General features: G+C 65.0%; 12 protein-coding genes and 2 pseudogenes. 11 read left to right on the top strand and 3 right to left on the bottom strand.

The genetic code is table 11. From position 1 onward, the window contains the following. Positions 1-518: 518 nt before the first annotated feature. Positions 519-1,085 carry an elongation factor P gene (efp, locus tag SIL87_RS05455; protein ID WP_319613187.1) on the top strand — a complete coding sequence of 189 codons (567 nt, stop codon included), beginning with the start codon at positions 519-521 and terminating at the stop codon, positions 1,083-1,085. Here efp and SIL87_RS05450 read toward each other — a convergent pair. Beyond that, positions 1,061-2,044 (bottom strand): isoaspartyl peptidase/L-asparaginase family protein, encoded by a 984-nt coding sequence (locus tag SIL87_RS05450; RefSeq protein ID WP_319613186.1) that lies wholly within the window; start codon positions 2,042-2,044, stop codon positions 1,061-1,063. The two genes, efp and SIL87_RS05450, sit on opposite strands and share 25 nt — an antisense overlap. Before the next feature lie 89 nt (positions 2,045-2,133). On the opposite strand from SIL87_RS05450, the gene SIL87_RS05445 reads away from it, so the two are divergent. Next, positions 2,134-2,916, top strand: a complete 783-nt coding sequence (locus tag SIL87_RS05445; protein ID WP_319613185.1) for an enoyl-CoA hydratase-related protein — start codon at positions 2,134-2,136, stop codon at positions 2,914-2,916. Here the strand turns inward: SIL87_RS05445 and SIL87_RS05440 are convergent. Both SIL87_RS05440 and SIL87_RS05435 read right to left on the bottom strand, forming a co-directional pair. Further along, positions 2,900-4,183: an MFS transporter gene (locus SIL87_RS05440; protein WP_319613184.1), complete on the bottom strand. Its 1,284-nt coding sequence runs from the start codon at positions 4,181-4,183 to the stop codon at positions 2,900-2,902. The genes SIL87_RS05445 and SIL87_RS05440 overlap by 17 nt on opposite strands. After that, complete coding sequence (locus tag SIL87_RS05435; RefSeq protein WP_319613183.1) at positions 4,122-4,412, bottom strand: BolA family protein; 291 nt, start codon at positions 4,410-4,412, stop codon at positions 4,122-4,124. The genes SIL87_RS05440 and SIL87_RS05435 overlap by 62 nt, the downstream gene beginning before the upstream one ends. Positions 4,413-4,436: 24 nt before the next feature. Between SIL87_RS05435 and SIL87_RS05430 the strand changes: the two genes are divergently transcribed. The 9 genes and pseudogenes from SIL87_RS05430 (at position 4,437) to cobO (ending at position 12,889) form a co-directional block, all read left to right on the top strand. Then, the gene (locus SIL87_RS05430; RefSeq protein ID WP_405055213.1) at positions 4,437-5,063 is read left to right on the top strand and encodes a J domain-containing protein; all 627 of its coding nucleotides are present in this window, start codon (positions 4,437-4,439) and stop codon (positions 5,061-5,063) included. Positions 5,064-5,337: 274 nt separating this feature from the next. Then, positions 5,338-6,507: pseudogene (locus SIL87_RS05425) on the top strand (OmpP1/FadL family transporter); the annotation flags it as partial. Between the two features lie 117 nt (positions 6,508-6,624). Then, a pseudogene (locus tag SIL87_RS05420) lies at positions 6,625-7,011 on the top strand (OmpA family protein); the annotation flags it as partial. A 101-nt stretch (positions 7,012-7,112) separates the two neighbouring features. Beyond that, entirely contained in the window at positions 7,113-7,670 is a 558-nt protein-coding gene (locus SIL87_RS05415) for an SCP2 sterol-binding domain-containing protein (RefSeq protein WP_319613182.1), read from the top strand. Between the two features lie 68 nt (positions 7,671-7,738). After that, on the top strand, positions 7,739-9,364 hold the full coding sequence (locus SIL87_RS05410) for an acyl-CoA dehydrogenase family protein (RefSeq protein ID WP_319613181.1): 1,626 nt from the start codon (positions 7,739-7,741) through the stop codon (positions 9,362-9,364). 10 nt (positions 9,365-9,374) lie between these two features. Beyond that, positions 9,375-10,442, top strand: coding sequence for an aldose epimerase family protein (locus SIL87_RS05405; RefSeq protein ID WP_319613180.1), 1,068 nt, complete (start codon positions 9,375-9,377; stop codon positions 10,440-10,442). 154 nt (positions 10,443-10,596) lie between these two features. Next, positions 10,597-11,637, top strand: coding sequence for a recombinase RecA (gene recA / locus SIL87_RS05400; RefSeq protein ID WP_319613179.1), 1,041 nt, complete (start codon positions 10,597-10,599; stop codon positions 11,635-11,637). 135 nt (positions 11,638-11,772) lie between these two features. Continuing rightward, complete coding sequence (cobU, locus tag SIL87_RS05395; RefSeq protein WP_319613178.1) at positions 11,773-12,279, top strand: bifunctional adenosylcobinamide kinase/adenosylcobinamide-phosphate guanylyltransferase; 507 nt, start codon at positions 11,773-11,775, stop codon at positions 12,277-12,279. Positions 12,280-12,286: 7 nt separating this feature from the next. Beyond that, complete coding sequence (cobO, locus tag SIL87_RS05390) at positions 12,287-12,889, top strand: cob(I)yrinic acid a,c-diamide adenosyltransferase (RefSeq protein WP_319613177.1); 603 nt, start codon at positions 12,287-12,289, stop codon at positions 12,887-12,889. The last annotated feature ends 26 nt before the right edge of the window (positions 12,890-12,915 follow it).

Here is a 12,915-nt window from a genome sequence, read left to right as displayed (position 1 = left end):
ACACGATTCGAGGAACCCATATCGCAATACTGAAGATATAAGCTTATAATTGCAACCAAAAGAGCGGGAATACCCCATTTTAACGCAACGCTTATAATATTTGCAAATGATGGATCAATTTCATTTGCTTTTTCGGTCGCTTCATCAGCGGTAATTTGTCCATTTTTTGCTTGCTCAGCAATATTCTTGAATTTGTTGATGTTGATTGCATTGCTCGCTCGGAACGCGGAAACAGCGTCGCCAATGAAATCGTATGTGCCATCAACAGAATTAGCTAATTTGCCGCACTGGGGGCACGGCTCCCTACAGTTTTCGATTGTAACATTTGTCGAATTTACGAACCGCATTGCACGCGACCGAAACTCTAGACCGCACGACGGGCATCTCATAATTATAGACATCCACGCATTTTAGCGGTCGGCTACCGGATGCGTAAAGAGCTTCGAGCCACCCTTCTTGCCCAACGTCGCGCGGCGGGTTAAGGCGCGCCATCATTTTTGTAGATCGAGTGGGTATTCATGAAGCAGCAGGCGAATCTCATCCGCGCTGGCCAGGTCATCGAGCATGACGGCAATCGCTGGACCGTGCTCAAGCAGCAGATCATCACGCCGGGCAAGGGTGGCGCGTTCATTCAGGTCGAGATGCGCAATCTCAAGACCGGCAACAAGACCAACGAACGCTGGCGCACCGCCGATACCGTCGAGCGGTTGATGACGGATAATCGTGACTACACCTATTCCTACACCGATGGCGACAATCTGGTGCTGATGGACGGCGAGACCTTCGAGCAGTTTCTGGTGCCGGCGGATCTGCTCGGCGATCAGTTGCCGTTTTTGCAGGATAACATGCCGGTGGTGGTCGATCTGGTCGAGGGCGATCCGGTCGGGGTGCATCTGCCCGCGACGGTGACGCTCGAAATCGTCGAGGCCGATCCGGTGGTGAAGGGGCAGACCGCCTCGTCGTCCTACAAGCCGGCGAAGCTCGCCAACGGGGTCAAGACCATGGTGCCGCCCTTCGTCGAGGCCGGCGAGCGGGTGGTGGTGCGGACCGAGGACGCCAGCTACGTCGAACGGGCCAAGGGCTGACCCGGCGCGCTGCCCTGTAGCGGGGCGGCGCGGAAAGCTTCGCGGTGGATCGCGGTGTGGGCGATGCCGTCGGCGGTGATGTAGCCGCGATACATGCCCGATGAGTTGAAATTCAGGGTGGGGGCGCCGGTTGCCCCCAGAGCGATCAGGCCGCCATCGCCGCCGTGTTCGGCGAGGCTGGCGATGACATCGGCTGCCGCCATGTCGATCGGTTCGCCCTTGTAGCGCATCCGGGCCGAGATTTCGGCGGCGGCGGTGTAGCGGATGAAAACCTCGCCGGTGCCGGTGCAACTGATCGCGCAGAGATCGTCGGCGTAGGTGCCGCCCCCGATGATCGGGGTGTCGCCGACCCGCCCGCTGCGTTTGCCGGTCATGCCGCCGGTCGAGGTGGCGGCGGCGAGATGGCCGGTGGCGTCGCGCGCCACGGCGCCGACCGTGCCGTGGCGATCGGCGTCCGACCTTGTATCGGGCGCGCCGGAGGCGCGGCGGGCGAGTTCGCGGTCGAGAGCGGCGCGGCGGTTCGGGGTTTCGAACCAGGCGGGGGATTCGAATGCGAGACCGGCATCGCGCGCGACGCGGTGGGCACCTTCGCCGATCATCAGCAGATGGGAAGTGGTTTCCATCACCGCGCGGGCGGCGCGGACCGGGTTGCGCGGGCCGCAGATGCCGGCGACCGCGCCGGCCCGGCGATCGGCGCCGTTCATGATCGCCGCATCCATCTCGATCGTGCCGGCATCGGTCAGGACCGCGCCGTGACCGGCGTTGAACAGGGGATCGTTTTCGAGCGCGCAGACCGCTTCGGTGACGGCATCGAGCGCCGCGCCACCGGATTGGAGGACCCGCCAGCCGGCGGCGAGGGCGCGGCGGAGGCCGTCGTGGCGGGCGGTGGTCATGGCTTCGGTGAGGTCGGCGGCGCGCATGGTGCCGGCGCCGCCGTGGATCGCGATCGATATGCTCATGAAAACCTCCTTGATCGGGGCGCGGCCGTGGTTGCCGCTTGCGGCATGCTGCGCCACAATGAGGCGGCGAAATCAATGGGGGGAGCGACATGGCTGACGATCTGCTGGTCACGCATGAGGGCGCGGTGCGGGTGCTGACACTCAACCGTCCCGACAAGCTCAATGCGTTGAACCCGGCGCTGCATGAGGCGCTGGCTGGCGCGTTCGCGGCGATCGAGGCGGACGAGACGGTGCGGGCGGTGTTGCTGACCGGGGCGGGGCGCGGGTTCTGTGCCGGGGCGGATCTTGGCCAGAATATTGGCGGGGAGATGCGGGATCTCGGCGCGTCGATCGATGCGCATTACAATCCGCTGGTGCGGCGGATGCGCGGGCTGGGCAAGCCGGTGGTAGCCGCGGTGAACGGGGTGGCGGCGGGCGCGGGAGCCAATCTGGCGCTGGCGGCGGATATCGTGGTCGCCTGCGACTCCGCGACGTTCACGCAGGCGTTCATCCGGATCGGGCTGATGCCGGATGCGGGGGGGACGTTTTTTCTGCCGCATCTGGTGGGCGATGCGCGGGCGCGGGGGCTCGCGATGCTGGGCGAGACCGTGACGGCGCGCGAGGCGGCGGCGATGGGGATGATCTGGCGCTGCCTGCCGGATGCGGGATTTGCCGAAGCGGCGCTGGCGCTGGCGGCGACGCTGGCGGCGAAACCGGCGCAGGCGATCGCGGCGATGAAGGTGGCGTTCAACGCGGCGTTCACCAATGGGCTCGATGCGCAGCTCGACCTTGAGCGGGATTTGCAGCGTGGTCTGGGGCGGACGGCGGATTTTGCCGAAGGGGTGCGGGCTTTTGCCGAGAAGCGCCCTGCCCGCTTCAACGGCGGATCGTGAGCGGCGCGATCAGGCCCAGGGCCAGAGCGAGAGCGCCGAGGCCCGCGAAGATCGCGCGGGCACCGATGCCGGCATGGAGCAGCGCGGTGAGGAGCAGGCTGGCCGCGAGCATGGCGGCCGCGGAGATGATGTTGGTGCCGGCAACCGCGCGGGCGCGGGCGTTGGAGGCGGACCAGGCCTGAACCGCGGCGAAGCTCGGCACCGCGATCAGCCCGCCGCTCGCCGAGATGACGAACAGCACGGCGAGCATGGCGATGAAATGCGCCGGTGTCGCGAGGGAGGCAACCGCGAGCGCGCCGATGCCGACCATGATGGTACCGAGGCGGGCGGGCTTGAGGGAGATGGTGCCGTGCATCATTTTGGCAGCGAGGAAACTGCCCGCGCCGATGCCGATGCAGAAGATGGTGAGGCCGAGGGTGACCGCGTCCGGGCCGCGATGGAAGGCGGTTTTGGTGATCACCGGGAGCAGGGTGAGGCTGATGATCCCGGCGAACCAGAACCAGGTGTTGACCAGGGCGGCGTTCCAGAGATCGCGCGTGCTGCGGAGAACCCGGATCAGGTCGCGCGCGGCGGTGTAGGGGTTGGCGTTCAGCCGGAGGTTCGGCTGGGCGGCGCCGGGACGCGGGATGAGGGCGGCGGCGCCGAAAGCGAGCAGGGCGAAGCCCATGACGATGATGCCGAGCACGAGTGGCGCCCGGGCCCCGAGCAGGCCACCCACGGCGGTGCCGAGCAGGATGGCGGCGAAGGTTGCGAAATCGACCAGGGCATTGGCGAGCGGGAGCTGGGGGGTGGGCAGCAGGTCGGGCAGCAGGCCGTATTTCACCGGGCCGAACAGCGAGGCGAGGATGCCGAAGGCGAGCAGGGCGGCGAACAGGATCGGGATGGATTGCAGCAGGAACCCGGCGACGGCGAGGCCGGCGGCGGCGATTTCGACCAGTTTCACCCTTGTGGCGACGCCTGCCTTGTCGAACCGGTCGGCGAGTTGGCCGGAAATGCCGGAGACGAACAGCGAGGGGCCGACGAAAGCGGCACCGGCGAGGGCGACGAGGGCGGACTGGCCGTGCAGCCGGTAGAGGATGAGCACCGCGAGGGCGGTTTTGAGGAAATTGTCGTTGAAGGCGGCGAAGGCCTGACACCAGAACAACGGCGCGAAGCGACGGCTCAGGAACAGGGAGATCGGGCCTTCGCGCGGCGCGACGGTCAGTTTATTCCCCGGGGGCTTTGAGGTCGAGCGCGAGGGCGTGCAGGCCGGATTTGAATTCGGCATCGAGCGCTTCGTGGACCGCGCGGGAGCGGGCAACGCGGGTCTGCCCGGCGAACCGGGCGGAGACCATGGCGAGGCGGTAATGGGTTTCGCCGACATCGGGCGCGTGGCCGACCTGTTCCATGCGGTGGGCGTGTTTGGCGTGTTTGTGGCTGTCGTCCTTCAGTTCGAGCGCCTCGGGGGCGAATTCTGCGGTGAGGATGGCGTGGATGCGTTCGGTGCGTGTGGTCATGGGTGGAATGTGCGCTGATCGCGGATGGTTGCCAAGTCGGCGGCAAAGGGCAAATTAGGGGTCATGCCGACGCCGCCGTTTTCCCGATCGACCCGCCGCGTGCGCGCCTTTGCGCCCGACCCCGATGCGCCGGGGCGCGAATGCGATATTCCCGACTGCCACAAGGCGGGGGATTACCGCGCGCCGAAATCGCGCGATCATCTGCGGGATTATTACTGGTTCTGCCTCGATCATGTGCGGGCGTACAATTCCGGGTGGGATTATTACAAGGGCATGAGCCCGGGCGAGATCGAGGCCAATCTGCGCTCGGATACCGGGTGGCAGCGCCCGACCTGGCCGCTCGGGCGGAATGGCGGGATCGGCGAGGCGCTGGAGGCGGAACTGGCGGCGTTCGCCGGGATCGGGCGGGCGCGGGCGACGCCGGAGCCGGAACGGGCACCGCCGGAGATACGCGAGGCGCTGGCGGTGCTGGGGCTGGACTGGCCGGTTTCACGCGATGCGGCGCGGTCGCGCTACAAGGAACTCGCCAAGCGGCATCATCCCGATGCCAATGGCGGGGACAAGCAATCCGAGGAACGGTTGAAGACGATCAACCTCGCTTACGCGGCGCTGCGCGGGCATCTGCCGGTCGAGGCGCCGGCGGGGGTTTGACGCGGCAAGCGGCGCGTTTGCGCGGGCGCAGTGTTACATGTTTGCAACATGACATAATTTAGCGACGACGTCCAAATTCGTGATTATTGCGATTGTTACTTAAAACTCCTTTTGTTTTCATAGTCTTATTCCATTGCCACGATGATAGTGCAGCATCGATGGCCCGAACATTTTGATTGCATATGCATGCGTTTCGGCGAATGTGCGGGATGTCGCCTGGACATTGTGAGCCACCCACGATTCACCAGCCGGGCGATGATCAGGGGAGGGTTTGATGAATCGTTCGAGACTCATGGCCGGTGTTGCGGTCGCTGTTTTCGCCATGTCGGGCAGCGCTTACGCCACTGACGGGTATTTCCAGACCGGTTATGGCCAGCAGGTGGTCGCGATGGGCGGGGCATCCGACGGTGTCGTGACCGGTGCGATGGGCGGGGCGGATAATCCGGCCAGCATTTCGTTTGCCGGGGAGAGCTTTTCGATCGGCGGGACGTTTTTCGTGCCGCATCGCAGCGCCAGCCGGATCGGGAATGCCTATGGGCTGAACGGGGCGACGACCAGCAAGGACGATAATTTCCTGCTGCCCGATATCGGGTTCAACGCGCCGATCAATGATAACTGGTCGTTCGGGATCACGATTTACGGCAATGGCGGGCTGAACACGGATTATCCGGACGGAACGCTGAAATGCCCGAACCCGGTGACCGGGGCGGTCGGGCCGGGGAATCTTCTGTGCGGGTCGGGGCATCTCGGGGTCAACCTTGAACAGTTGATCATCGCACCGTCGCTTTCGTACAAGATCGCGCCGAATTTTGCCGTCGCGGTGTCGCCGCAGATCGTTTACCAGATGTTTTCGGCGGAAGGGCTGCAGCCGTTCCAGCCGCTGTCGATCCATCCCAATTCGGTGACCGATCGCGGGGGTGACGGCTCGCTCGGGATCGGCGTGAAGGTCGGTGTATTCTGGCAGGTGACGCCGCAGCTCTCGTTGGGCGCGACCTATTCGCCGCAGGCGGACATGGAGCGGTTCAAGAAATATGCCGGGCTGTTCGCGGGGAATGGCGAGTTCAACGTGCCCGCGAATTATTCGGTCGGGTTCGGGTATCATGTGACGCCGCAATTCCTGGTGGCGGCGGATTACCAGCGGATTTTCTATGCCAATGTGCCCGCGATCGGAAATCAGAGCTTCGCGCAGGCACCGCTGGGCTCGCCCAACGGGCCGGGGTTCGGCTGGCGGAGCATCAATGTCTATAAGGTCGGGGTGAAATACGCGGTGACGCCCGCGATCACGGTGATGGGCGGCTATACCCATTCGCAGAATCCGGTGACGTCCCAGAACGTGACGTTCAATATTCTGGCACCCGGCGTGGTGGAGAACCAGGCTTCGGCGGGGTTGACCTATCATTTGACGCCGCAGAACGACGTGACCGTGACGTATTTCCATGCGTTCAACAACACGGTGAGCGGGCCGACCAGCCCGTTGCTGCCGGGTGGCGGGACCGACAAGATTTCGCTGGAGGAAAACTCCATCGGCATCGGGTTCCTGCATCATTTCGGGGCACCGGCATCTGTTGCGGCACCGGCACCTGAGCCGGTTCCGGTTGCGGCCCCTGCCCCGGCACCGGCGCGGACCTATCTGGTGTTCTTCAACTGGAACAAGGCCGATCTGACGCCGCGGGCGACGCAGATCGTCGCGGAAGCCGCCGATGCCTCGCGGACCACGCATGTGACGCGCCTGAACGTCAACGGGTATACCGATACCTCGGGCAGCCCGGGCTATAATATGAAGCTGTCCTACCGGCGCGCGGATAACGTGGCAGCGCAGCTGGTGAGCGACGGGGTGGCGAAAAGCGACATCGTGATCAAGGGGTTCGGCGAGACGCATCTGCTGGTGCCGACCGGGCCCGGTGTGCGCGAGCCGCAGAACCGGCGCGTCGAGATCATTCTGCACTGAACTGGCTGCACTGAACTGATCTGATCTGCGGGATGCGGCTGGTGCCGCATCCCGGTTGCACCACAAGACCCGCAAAAGGGTCGTTTTTCAGGGAGTTTGAAATGGAGAGATCACACCTCGTGACGGGTGCCGCCTTGTTTATGGCCGGTGCCATGGGCGTTGCCGCCGCGCAGGGCACGGCGCCTGCGGCAATGGCGGCGAAGCCGGTGTTCATGTCGCCGCAATGGGCGACGCAGCTTTGCACCGCCTGGAACCGGACACCGCAACTGACCAAGGGGCTGGGCGGCGGCTGGGCGCAAAATACCGGGGCCAAGCGCTACAAGATCATCACGCTGTCGGATTCGATCTGCAAGGTGAGCGCGCCGATCGAACTGAAGATCGCGCCGAAGAACGGGTTGGCGGAATGCATCTATGGCGGGGCGCTGACCGCGACATCGCTCGACTATAGCCATGATTATTCGATGTGGGCGACGACGGCGAACTGGATGGACATGGGCTCGCCAATGACCGCGATGATGTTCGGGCGGCTCAATTTCAAAGGGCCGAAGCTGGAGGCGATGCGGAATATGGGGCCGTTCGGCGGATTCCTGCATCTGGTGCCGACGGTGCCGGCGAGTTTCAAATACTGCCCGCCGAAGGGGCCGGGACTGCCGAACTGACGGCGACGATGAGGTGAGGCTGCGGGGGCGGGCGCGACAAGCCCGCCCCTTCGGTTTATGATGCCGGGATGGCCGGTACCCACGAGGTTCTGAATCAGGCGGGCGAGCCACCCGATTACGACGCGTTCGGGCGGGATGCGGCGCTGGGTTCGGCGGTCGCGGCGTTCGGGGCGGGCTGGGCGTTGGCGGATTTGACCCGATGCGGGGGGCGGATCGGCTCGGGGCATATACGGGCGCGGGCGTATGAGGCCAACCGCTACACGCCGGAATTGCGGGGCTTCGACCGGTTCGGCAACCGGATCGACGAGGTCGCCTATCATCCGGCGTGGCACGAATTGATGGGAATGATCCGCGCGGATGGGTATCATGCGCTGGCGTGGACCGCCGGGCGGCCGGGCGCGCAGGTGGCGCGGGCGGCAGTGGCTTATTTATGGGGTCAGGGCGAGCCGGGCGTGTGCTGTCCGCAGGCGATGACCTATGCTTCCTTCGCGGCGCTGCGCCATGCGCCGGAGGTGATGGCGCGGTTTCGCGCGGGGGTTCTGTCATCGGGGTATGATCCGCGACCGGCGCCGCCGGGGGAGAAGCTGGCACTGAGCGTCGGTATGGCGATGACCGAGAAGCAGGGCGGTTCGGATCTGCGGCAGACCCAGACGGTGGCGCGGCCGCTGGGAGGGCGGTGGGCGATCACCGGGCATAAATGGTTCTTTTCGGTCCCCGCGAGCGATCTGTTTCTGACGCTGGCACGGACCGGGGCGGGGGTGAGCTGTTTTCTGGCGCAGGGCTGGCGCGATGACGGGGCGCGCAACGGGGTGATGATCCAGCGGCTCAAGGAGAAATGCGGCAATCGGTCGAACGCATCCGCCGAGGTCGAGTTCGACGGGCTGGAGGCGGTGATGATCGGCGAGGATGGGCGGGGGATTCCGACCATTATCGAGATGGCGCATCTGACCCGGCTGGAATGCGCGATCGGGGCGGCGGCGCTGATGCGGCACGCGACGTCGCTCGCGGTGTTTCATGCGACGCGGCGGCGGGCGTTTCAGCGGGCGCTGGTGGATCAGCCGGTGATGCGAGCGGTGCTCGCGGATATGGCGCTGGAGGCCGAGGCGGCACTGTGGCTGGCGATGCGGGCGGCGGCTGCGGTGGATGCGGCGGGCACCGAGGCGAGCGAGGCGGCGCTGGCGCGGGTGATCGTGCCGGTTGCGAAATACTGGAACGGCAAGCGGGCGCCGGGGTTGGTGGCGGAGGCGCTGGAGTGCCACGGGGGCAATGGGTTCATCGAGGAGCATCCGATCGCGCGGCTCTATCGCGAGGCGCCGCTGAACGGGCTGTGGGAGGGGGCGGGGACGATCATCTGCCTTGATGTGCTGCGCGCGCTCGGGCGGACGCCGGGGGCAGGTGAGGCGCTGATGGCGGCGCTGGCGCCGGGGCGTGGGGTGGATCGGGCGCTCGATGAGATGATTGCGGCGATCGGGGCGGCGGTGGGCGCACCGGTCGATGAGGTGCGGGCGCGCGGGTTGGTCGAGCAGATCGCGCTGGCGCTGAGTGCGACGCTGATGGTGGTTCATGCGCCGAGGGTGGCGGAGGCGTTCATCCGGGCGCGGATCGGGGGGCGGGGACTTGCTTATGGCGCGCTGCCGCCCGATGTGCCGCTCGGCGATATTCTGCGCCGTGCGGCGATCATTCCGACCGATTGAGGATCAAGCGATGAGCCAAGCCGAGATTGCCGATTACGGCGCCACCCGGGATGGGGTGATGGTGCGCCGGATGGTGCTGCGCAATGCGCGGGGGATGAGCGTCGGCGTGCTCGATTATGGCGGGGTGATCACGGATGTGAACGTGCCGGACCGCAATGGCGTGATGGGCAATGTGGTGCTCGGGTGCAGCAATATCGGGGATTATCAGACGAAGAGCTCGTATTTCGGGGCGCTGCTCGGGCGGTATGCCAACCGGATTGCGGGGGCGAAATTCAGCCTGGATGGCGAGGTGTTTCATCTGCCCGCGAATAACGGGGCGAATACCCTGCATGGCGGGCCGAAGACCGGGGCGACGCCGAATTTCGCGCATCGCGTGTGGGAGATCGTGCGCGCCGAGGCGCAGGCGGTGACGCTGCGGCTGGTAAGTGCGGATGGCGATAACGGGTTTCCGGGGACGTTGACCGTCGAGGTCACCTATACGCTGGGGGCGGAGGATGCGTTGCGGATCGATTACGCCGCGCGGGTCGAGGGGCGGGCGACGGTGCTCAATTTGTCCAACCACACTTATTTCAATCTGGCGGGATCGGGCAGCGCGCTGGATCATGAGGTGATGATCCCGGCGGGGCATTTTCTGCCGACCGATGCGGCGCAGATTCCGACCGGGATTCTGCTTTCGGTGGCGGGAACGCCGATGGATTTTCGCACGCCTCAGGTGGCGGGGGCGCGGATACGGGATGAATTCGAGCAGATCGTGCTGGCGGGCGGGTATGATCACTGCTTCGTGCTCGACAAGCCGGGGGCGGCGATGGGACTGGCGGCACAAGTGCGGGATGCGGGTTCGGGGCGGGTGCTGACGATCGAGACCGACCAGCCTGCGGTGCAGTTTTATACCGGGAACAAGCTGGATGGGACGATACCGGGCAGCCATGGCGCGTTGATCCGGGCAGGTGACGGGATGGCGTTCGAGACCCAGCATTTTCCCGATGCGCCGAACCGGCCACATTTTCCCTCGACGCGGCTCGATCCCGGGGAGGAATTCCGCTCGACCACGATCTGGCGGTTCGGCATCAGTGCCTGAGAACATGACGGGAACAAATAGTTAATAAATCCTTTCCTGATGCGTTGCTGTTCTGTTCTCTTCATGCAAAACTTATACTCGACGAGTCGCGATTCGGCGATTAGAGTAACTTCGCGTTAAAGTTGCGTTTCCCACACGCTTGAGGAGTTGATTGATGGAAAAGAACAAGGCTCTCGACGCCGCCCTGGTGCAGATCGAGCGGGCGTTCGGCAAGGGCTCGATCATGCGGATGGGGGCGCGGCCGGGGAATGAGGAAATCGATACGATTCCGTCGGGTTCGCTTGGGCTGGACCTTGCGCTCGGGATCGGCGGGTTTCCGCGCGGGCGGGTGATCGAAATCTACGGGCCGGAATCCTCGGGCAAGACGACTTTGGCGCTCCATGCCATCGCCGAAGCCCAGAAACGCGGCGGTACCTGCGCCTTCATCGATGCGGAGCACGCGCTCGATCCGATCTATGCCCGGAAACTCGGCGTCGATGTCGATAACCTGTTGATTTCGCAGCCGGATACCGGCGAACAGGGGTTGGAGATCGCCGATACGCTGGTGCGCTCCGGCGCGATCGACGTGTTGGTGATCGATTCGGTCGCGGCCCTCGTGCCGCGCGCGGAACTGGAGGGCGAGATGGGGGATTCGCATGTCGGGCTCCACGCGCGGTTGATGAGCCAGGCACTGCGGAAACTGACCGGGTCGATCTCGCGCTCGAAGACCATGATGATCTTTCTCAACCAGATCCGGTTGAAGATCGGGGTGATGTTCGGCAATCCGGAAACCACGACCGGCGGCAACGCGTTGAAATTCTATGCCTCGGTCCGCATGGAAATCCGCCGGATCGGCGCGATCAAGGATCGTGAGGAAGTCACCGGTAATCAGACCCGCGTGAAAGTGGTGAAAAACAAACTCGCGCCGCCGTTCCGGCAGGTCGAATTCGATATCATGTACGGCGAAGGCATATCGAAGGTCGGGGAACTCATCGATCTCGGCGTGAAGGCGGGAATCGTCGAGAAATCCGGCGCCTGGTTCAGCTATGACAGCGTGCGCGTGGGTCAGGGACGGGAAAACGCCAAGCAGTTCCTGCGCGATCACCCGGATATGGCCGCCGCCATCGAAAAACGCATCCGCGAGCAGGCCGCCGTGGTCGAAAAAGCCATGATGGTCGCACCGACCGAGACCGAGACGGCTGAGGCGGCTGAGTGAGGCAAGGCCGGGGGGCGCTGCCCCTAGAACCCTTTAGTTTGGGCTGAGGGATTCCAAAGGCTCCGCCTTTGGCGGGGTCGAGGGGCAGCGCCCCTCGCCTTCCTTACCCCACCCGCCCCACCTTCGGAGTATCCGATGAGCCGATCATTGACGTTTGTTCTGGGAGGCGCGCGGTCGGGCAAGAGCCGGTATGGTGAGGGGGTGATTGGCGGTTTGGCATCGCCGTGGTGGTATGTGGCGACGGCGCAGGCGTTCGACGATGAGATGCGCGAGCGGATTGCGGTGCATCGGGCGCGGCGGGATGAGCGGTGGCGGACGGTGGAGGCGCCGGTGGAACTGGCGGCGGCGTTGGCGGCGGCGGGGGATGCGCCCGTGCTGGTGGATTGCCTGACGTTGTGGCTGACCAATCTGATGCTGGGGGATTTCGACATCGAGGCGGCGTTTGGCGGGTTGGAGGCGGCGCTAGCGGCGCGGCTTGCGGCGACGGTGCTGGTGGCGAGCGAGGTCGGGTTGGGGATCGTGCCGGAGACTGCATTGGGGCGCCGGTTTCGGGATGCGGCGGGGGTGTTGCATCAGCGCGTGGCGGCGCGGGCGGATCGGGTGGTTTTCATGGTGGCGGGATTGCCGCTGGTGGTGAAGTGAGGGCGGCATGAGCGAGGACGAGGTGCGGCATCGGGAGAAGATGGCGAAGCGCAAGGCCGTGCAGGATGAGGAGGTGGCGGGCAAGACGATCGAGAAAGGTTTGTTGATCGTCAATACCGGCAAGGGCAAGGGTAAATCGACCGCGGCGTTCGGGCTGGCGTTGCGGATGCTGGGATATGGGCGGCGGGTGGCGGTGGTGCAGTTCATCAAGGGGGCGTGGGCGAGTGGCGAGCGGGCGGCGCTGGCGCGGTTCGGCGAGATGATCGAGTTTCACACCATGGGCGAAGGGTTCACCTGGGAGACGCAGGATCGGGCGCGGGATGTGGCCTCGTGCCGGCGTGCGTGGGAGGTGGCGGCGGGGTTGCTGGCACGGGACGATATTGCGCTGGTGATTTTCGATGAGCTGAACATCGCGCTGCGTTATGATTATCTGGCGGTCGATGAGGTGCTGGCGGCGATTGCGGCGCGGCCCGCGGCGATGCACGTGGTGGTGACCGGGCGGAATGCGAAGCCGGAGATGGTTGCGGCAGCGGATCTGGTGACCGAGATGGCTGCGGTGAAGCATCATTTCGCCTCCGGGGTGAAGGCGCAGGAGGGTATCGAATTCTGATGGCTTTACGCGGCGGTGCGTCTCTG

This window comes from Acidiphilium acidophilum, assembly GCF_033842475.1.
Classification (GTDB): Bacteria; Pseudomonadota; Alphaproteobacteria; order Acetobacterales; family Acetobacteraceae; genus Acidiphilium; species Acidiphilium acidophilum.
This window is presented reverse-complemented; position numbering and strand designations above follow the sequence as displayed.

What these genes read in the sequence shown, in the direction of transcription:
- efp (WP_319613187.1), top strand. Translation starts at nt 519, where the DNA reads ATGAAGCAGCAGGCGAATCTCATCCGCGCTGGCCAGGTCATCGAGCAT.
- SIL87_RS05450 (WP_319613186.1), bottom strand. Translation starts at nt 2,044, where the DNA reads ATGAGCATATCGATCGCGATCCACGGCGGCGCCGGCACCATGCGCGCC.
- SIL87_RS05445 (WP_319613185.1), top strand. Translation starts at nt 2,134, where the DNA reads ATGGCTGACGATCTGCTGGTCACGCATGAGGGCGCGGTGCGGGTGCTG.
- SIL87_RS05440 (WP_319613184.1), bottom strand. Translation starts at nt 4,183, where the DNA reads ATGCCGAATTCAAATCCGGCCTGCACGCCCTCGCGCTCGACCTCAAAG.
- SIL87_RS05435 (WP_319613183.1), bottom strand. Translation starts at nt 4,412, where the DNA reads ATGACCACACGCACCGAACGCATCCACGCCATCCTCACCGCAGAATTC.
- SIL87_RS05430 (WP_405055213.1), top strand. Translation starts at nt 4,437, where the DNA reads ATGGTTGCCAAGTCGGCGGCAAAGGGCAAATTAGGGGTCATGCCGACG.
- SIL87_RS05415 (WP_319613182.1), top strand. Translation starts at nt 7,113, where the DNA reads ATGGAGAGATCACACCTCGTGACGGGTGCCGCCTTGTTTATGGCCGGT.
- SIL87_RS05410 (WP_319613181.1), top strand. Translation starts at nt 7,739, where the DNA reads ATGGCCGGTACCCACGAGGTTCTGAATCAGGCGGGCGAGCCACCCGAT.
- SIL87_RS05405 (WP_319613180.1), top strand. Translation starts at nt 9,375, where the DNA reads ATGAGCCAAGCCGAGATTGCCGATTACGGCGCCACCCGGGATGGGGTG.
- recA (WP_319613179.1), top strand. Translation starts at nt 10,597, where the DNA reads ATGGAAAAGAACAAGGCTCTCGACGCCGCCCTGGTGCAGATCGAGCGG.
- cobU (WP_319613178.1), top strand. Translation starts at nt 11,773, where the DNA reads ATGAGCCGATCATTGACGTTTGTTCTGGGAGGCGCGCGGTCGGGCAAG.
- cobO (WP_319613177.1), top strand. Translation starts at nt 12,287, where the DNA reads ATGAGCGAGGACGAGGTGCGGCATCGGGAGAAGATGGCGAAGCGCAAG.